The sequence below is a fragment of the Burkholderia sp. Ac-20392 genome, assembly GCF_017104585.1.
Classification (GTDB): domain Bacteria; phylum Pseudomonadota; class Gammaproteobacteria; order Burkholderiales; family Burkholderiaceae; genus Burkholderia; species Burkholderia lata.
This window is the reverse complement of sequence record NZ_JAAGPB010000529.1, coordinates 1-5,556: the sequence shown is the minus strand read 5'-3', so window position 1 is coordinate 5,556 and position 5,556 is coordinate 1. Positions and strand designations below refer to the sequence as shown.

Below are 5,556 nucleotides of genomic sequence, written 5' to 3'. Positions count from 1 at the left end.
TATTTTGAACGCAGTCGAAGCGATGCCGTGGGCTCCTCCCGGCACGCCCGCTTGCCGACCTGACCGCGACCGTGCACGACGCCGGCGCGCGCTGCGTGACAGCAGCGGCGCCGCCCGCGCGCCGCCGTGCCGCGCGTCGTGCGTTCGCGGTCGGGAAGCGCCAAGCGCCGCACCGCATCGGGACTTCACCCTTCGACCCACTTTCACCGACAGGAGCCAGACCACCATGCCCGCACTTTGCGATATCTGCCACGCCCGGCCGGCCGTCGCGCGCGCAACCGTGATGCAGGACGGCGAGCGCAAGACGATCTCGATCTGCGATTACCACTTCCGTCAGCTGATGCGGCATCAGAGCATGCTGAACCCGTTCGATTCGCTGCTCGGCGGGGGCGGCTCGTCGTCGCTGTTCGGTGGGCTCGACGACGACGCGCCGCTCGCCGCCGAGATCCCGCGCGAATCGGTCGACCCGACCGACGCGTTCAGCGAGCAGACGCTGGAACTGCTGCAGCGCGCGGCCGAGAAGGCGCACGAGCTGCGCCGCAGTGAGCTCGATTCCGAACACCTGTTGTACGCGCTCGCGGACACTGACGTGTGCGCCGCGCTGCTGAAGGAACTGAAGCTGTCGCCGCAGGACATTCGCTCGTACATCGACGAGCATGCGCACACCGGCACGGCCGACCCTGATGCGCCGCTCGACAAGCTGTCGATCTCGCCGCGCGTGAAGAAGGCCGTGCAGTACGCTTTCCAGGCGTCGCGCGATCTCGGTCACTCGTACATCGGCCCCGAGCACCTGCTGATCGGGCTCGCCTCGGTGCCGGACAGCGTCGCCGGCACGCTGCTGAAGAAGTACGGTGTGACGCCCGAGGCGCTGCGCCAGAAGGTCGTGAAGGTGGTCGGCAAAGGCGCCGAGGACGGCCGCGTCGATGCGCCGACCGGCACGCCGAACCTCGACAAGTTCGGTCGCGACCTCACCGCGATCGCGCGCCAGGGCAAGCTCGACCCGGTGCTCGGCCGCGCGCAGGAAATCGAGAGCACGATCGAAGTGCTCGCGCGTCGCAAGAAGAACAACCCGGTGCTGATCGGCGAGCCGGGCGTCGGCAAGACGGCGATCGTCGAAGGGCTCGCGCAGCGGATCGTCAACGGCGACGTGCCCGAGGTGCTGCGCGACAAGCGGCTCGTCGAAGTCAACATCAACTCGATGGTGGCCGGTGCGAAGTATCGCGGCGAATTCGAGGAGCGCGCGAAGCAGCTGATCGACGAAGTCACTGCGAAGCAGGACGAACTGATCCTGTTCATCGACGAGCTGCACACGATCGTCGGCGCCGGCCAGGGCGGCGGCGAAGGCGGCCTCGACATCGCGAACGTGCTGAAGCCCGCGCTTGCGCGCGGCGAGCTGAGCCTGATCGGCGCGACGACGCTCAACGAATACCAGAAGTACATCGAGAAGGACGCCGCGCTCGAACGGCGCTTCCAGCCGGTGTTCGTGCCGGAGCCGAGCGTCGAGCAGACGATCGTGATCCTGCGCGGGCTGCGCGACAGCCTCGAGGCGCACCACCAGGTGACGTTCGCCGACGACGCATTCGTCGCGGCCGCGGAATTCGCCGATCGCTACATCACGTCGCGCTTCCTCCCCGACAAGGCGATCGACCTGATCGACCAGGCCGCCGCACGCGTGCGGATCGGCGCGACGTCGCGCCCGATCGACATCCAGGAAGGCGAAGCGCAGATCGCGCAACTGAAGCGCGAGCAGGACTACGCAACGTCGCGCAAGCGCTTCGACGAAGCGAAGCAGTTCGAGGAGCAGATCAACGCGAAGCAGAAATCCGTCGACGAGATGATGGAGGCGTGGCAGCGCAAGACCGGCTCCGAAACGCTCGAAGTGACCGTCGAATCGGTGGCCGAGGTCGTATCGCGGCTGACCGGCATCCCCGTGTCCGAACTCACGCAGGAAGAACGCCAGAAGCTGCTGAAGATGGAAGAGCAGCTGCGCGAGCGCGTGGTCGGCCAGAGCGATGCCGTGGTGGCCGTCAGCGATGCCGTGCGGCTGTCGCGCGCGGGGCTCGGCCAGACACACCGGCCGATCGCGACGTTCCTGTTCCTCGGGCCGACGGGCGTCGGCAAGACCGAACTCGCGAAGGCGCTCGCCGAGACCGTGTTCGGCGACGAGCAGGCGATCATCCGCATCGACATGTCCGAGTACATGGAGCGGCATGCGGTCGCGCGGCTGATCGGCGCGCCGCCCGGCTACGTCGGCTACGACGAAGGCGGCCAGCTCACCGAGCGCGTGCGGCGGCGCCCGTACAGCGTGATCCTGCTCGACGAGATCGAGAAGGCGCATCCGGACGTCTACAACGTGCTGCTGCAGGTGTTCGACGACGGCCGCCTGACCGACGGCAAGGGCCGCGTGGTCGACTTCAGCAACACGATCATCATCGCGACGAGCAACCTCGGCGCCGCGATCATCATGGACAACCTCACGCAACCGGAAGCCGCGCGCAAGACCGACAAGGCGATCCGCGAGGAACTGATGCAGGTGCTGAAGGGCCATTTCCGCCCCGAGTTCCTGAACCGGATCGACGAGGTGATCGTCTTCCATGCGCTGTCGAAGGAGAACATCCGCTCGATCGTGCAGATCCAGCTCGACCGCGTGGTGCGCACGGCCGCCGCGCAGGACATCACGCTCGTGATGGGCGACTCGCTCGTCGAGCATCTGACCGAAGCCGGCTACCAGCCGGAGTTCGGCGCGCGCGAGCTGAAGCGCCAGATCCGCCAGACCATCGAGACCCGGCTCGCGAAGGAGATCCTCGCCGACCGGCTGAAATCGGGCGACCGGTGCGAAGTCGACTACGACAAGGCCAGCGACGAAGTGAAGTTCAACACGCTCGCGGCGCCTGAAGCGAAGGAAACCAAGGACGCGAAGAAGGACGCCGACGGCAAGGCGAAACCGAACGGCAAGGCGGCCAAGGCAGGCAACGATGCGAAGACGGGCGACACGCCCGCCGACGCACCGCCGCTCGCACCTGCCGCGAAACCGTCCGGCAAGAAGTCGTCCGGCTCAAAGAAGGACGCGCACTGAAAAACAGCATGCCCCGCACGCCCGGGGCACGCATGACCGGCTCCGTCCCCCGGACGGAGCCGCCCCACGCCGCGACACGGCGCAAACCGAGCCACCCGTACCGGGACCGGCTGATGGAGATTCACATGACAAATCGACGCGAAGTGCCAGGCATCAGGAAGTACGACGGGCCCGCCGGTGGTTGGGGCGCGCTTCGCGCGACAGCCGATGCGGTGCGCACGCAAATGGAAACCATCGAGGCGCCGATCGTGCTGATGCGGACCAACCAGCCCGACGGCTTCGACTGCCCCGGCTGTGCGTGGCCCGACAAGGAACACAAGTCGACGTTCCAGTTCTGCGAGAACGGCGCGAAGGCCGTCACGTGGGAAGCGACGACCAAGCGCGTGACGCCCGAATTCTTCGCGGCGAACACCGTGTCGTCGCTGCTGCGCATGTCGGACTACGAGCTGGAGAACATGGGCCGCCTCACGCATCCGCTCGTCTACGACCGCGCGACCGACACGTTCCGCGCGATCGAATGGGACGACGCGTTCGCGCGCATCGGCGAAGTGCTGCGCGCGCTGCCGCCCGATCAGGTCGAGTTCTATACGTCGGGGCGCGCGTCTAACGAAGCCGCGTACCTGTACCAGCTGTTCGCGCGCGAGTTCGGCACCAACAACTTCCCCGACTGCTCGAACATGTGCCACGAGCCGACCAGCGTCGGCCTGCCGCAGTCGATCGGCATCGGCAAGGGCACGGTGTCGCTGGAGGATTTCGACCACTGCGAGCTGATCATCTCGATCGGCCACAACCCCGGCACGAACCACCCGCGGATGATGGGCACGCTGCACGAGTGCTCGCGGCGCAACGTGCCGATTATCGTGTTCAACCCGCTGCGCGAGCGCGCGCTCGAACGCTTCGCCGATCCGCAGGACATGATCGAGATGGCGTCGTTCGGCTCGACCCGGATCGCATCGACGTACTACCAGGTCGACGCCGGCGGCGACGCGGCCGCGCTGAAGGGCATCATGAAGGCGCTGCTGCAGCTCGAAGCCGAGCGCGGCGACGTGCTCGACCGCGACTTCATCGCGCAGCACACCAACGGCTTCGACGCGTTCTCGGCCGATCTCGAAGCCACGTCGTGGGACGACATCGAGCGCGCGAGCGGGCTCAGCCAGGCGCAGCTCGAACAGGTCGCGCTCGCCTACGCGAAGTCGAACGCGACGATCGTCACGTACGGGATGGGCGTCACGCAGCACAACAAGGGCACGGCAACCGTGCGCCTGATCGCCGACCTGCTGCTGATGCGCGGCAACATCGGCAAGCCGGGCGCCGGCGTGTGCCCGCTGCGCGGCCACTCGAACGTGCAGGGCAACCGCACGGTCGGCATCACCGAGAAGCCGTCGGCCGAGTTCCTGAAGAAGATCGAGGACGTGTGCGGCTTCACGCCGCCCGCGCATCATGGGCACGACGCCGTGCAGGCGATGCAGGCGATGATCGACGGCACCGCGAAGGCGCTGCTGTGCCTCGGCGGCAACTTCGCGGTCGCGCTGCCTGATCCGGAACAGTCGTTCCCGGCGATGGCGAAGCTCGACCTGAGCGTGCATCTCGGCACCAAGCTGAACCGCTCGCACCTGCTGGTCGCGAAGGAAACCTTCATCCTGCCGGTGCTCGGCCGCACCGAGCTCGACATGCAGGCAACCGGCCGGCAGTCGATCACCGTCGAGGATTCGATGTCGATGGTTCACGCATCGGCCGGCAAGCTCAAGCCGGCGTCCGACCAGTTGCGCTCGGAGCCCGCGATCGTCGCGGGGATCGCGCATGCGACGCTGCCGGCGAGCAAGGTCGCGTGGCTCGACCTGATCGACGACTACGACCGCATCCGCGACCTGATCGACCGTACGGTGTCGGGCTTCGAGGCGTTCAACGATCGCATCCGCACGCCGGGCGGCTTCCGCCTGCCGCTGCCGCCCACCGAGCGCGTGTGGCCGACGCCGACCGGCAAGGCGATGTTCTCGGTCTACAAGGGGGTGAAGGAAGATGCCGACGTGCTCGGCGCCGAGCAGGTGCTGCGGCTGATCACGCTGCGCAGCCACGACCAGTACAACACGACGATCTACGGGCTCGACGATCGCTATCGCGGCGTGTTCGGCCGGCGCGACGTGCTGTTCATGAACCCCGCCGATCTCGCGAAGTACGGGCTCGAACACGGCGACCTCGTCGACATCGAGACGGTCACCGCATCGGGCCGCGCGCTGCGTCTCGAGAAGATCACCGCGATCGAGTACGACATCGCGCCGGGGTCGGTCGGCGCGTACTACCCGGAAGCTAACGTGCTCGTACCGCTCGACTACATCGCCAATGAAAGCGGCACACCGTCGTACATGTCGGTTCCGGTGCCCTGCCCTAGCTCGTCTTTTGTCTTACGTACTAACGGTCCAACTATTCTCGACGTATCCGATGACCCCCTTCCGTCCCCATTCATACCTCGACACCTTCCC

The 5,556-nt window shown here is 66.9% G+C and carries 2 protein-coding genes; both read left to right on the top strand.

Going from position 1 to position 5,556, the window contains the following annotated elements; genetic code table 11:
- Positions 1 to 226 precede the first annotated feature (226 nt).
- Positions 227 to 3,076: an AAA family ATPase gene (locus G3N99_RS33815; RefSeq protein WP_206124541.1), complete on the top strand. Its 2,850-nt coding sequence runs from the start codon at positions 227 to 229 to the stop codon at positions 3,074 to 3,076.
- Positions 3,077 to 3,201: 125 nt separating this feature from the next.
- Positions 3,202 to 5,556 (top strand): FdhF/YdeP family oxidoreductase (locus G3N99_RS33810; protein WP_241011994.1); only part of this gene is annotated, 2,355 nt, incomplete at its 3' end.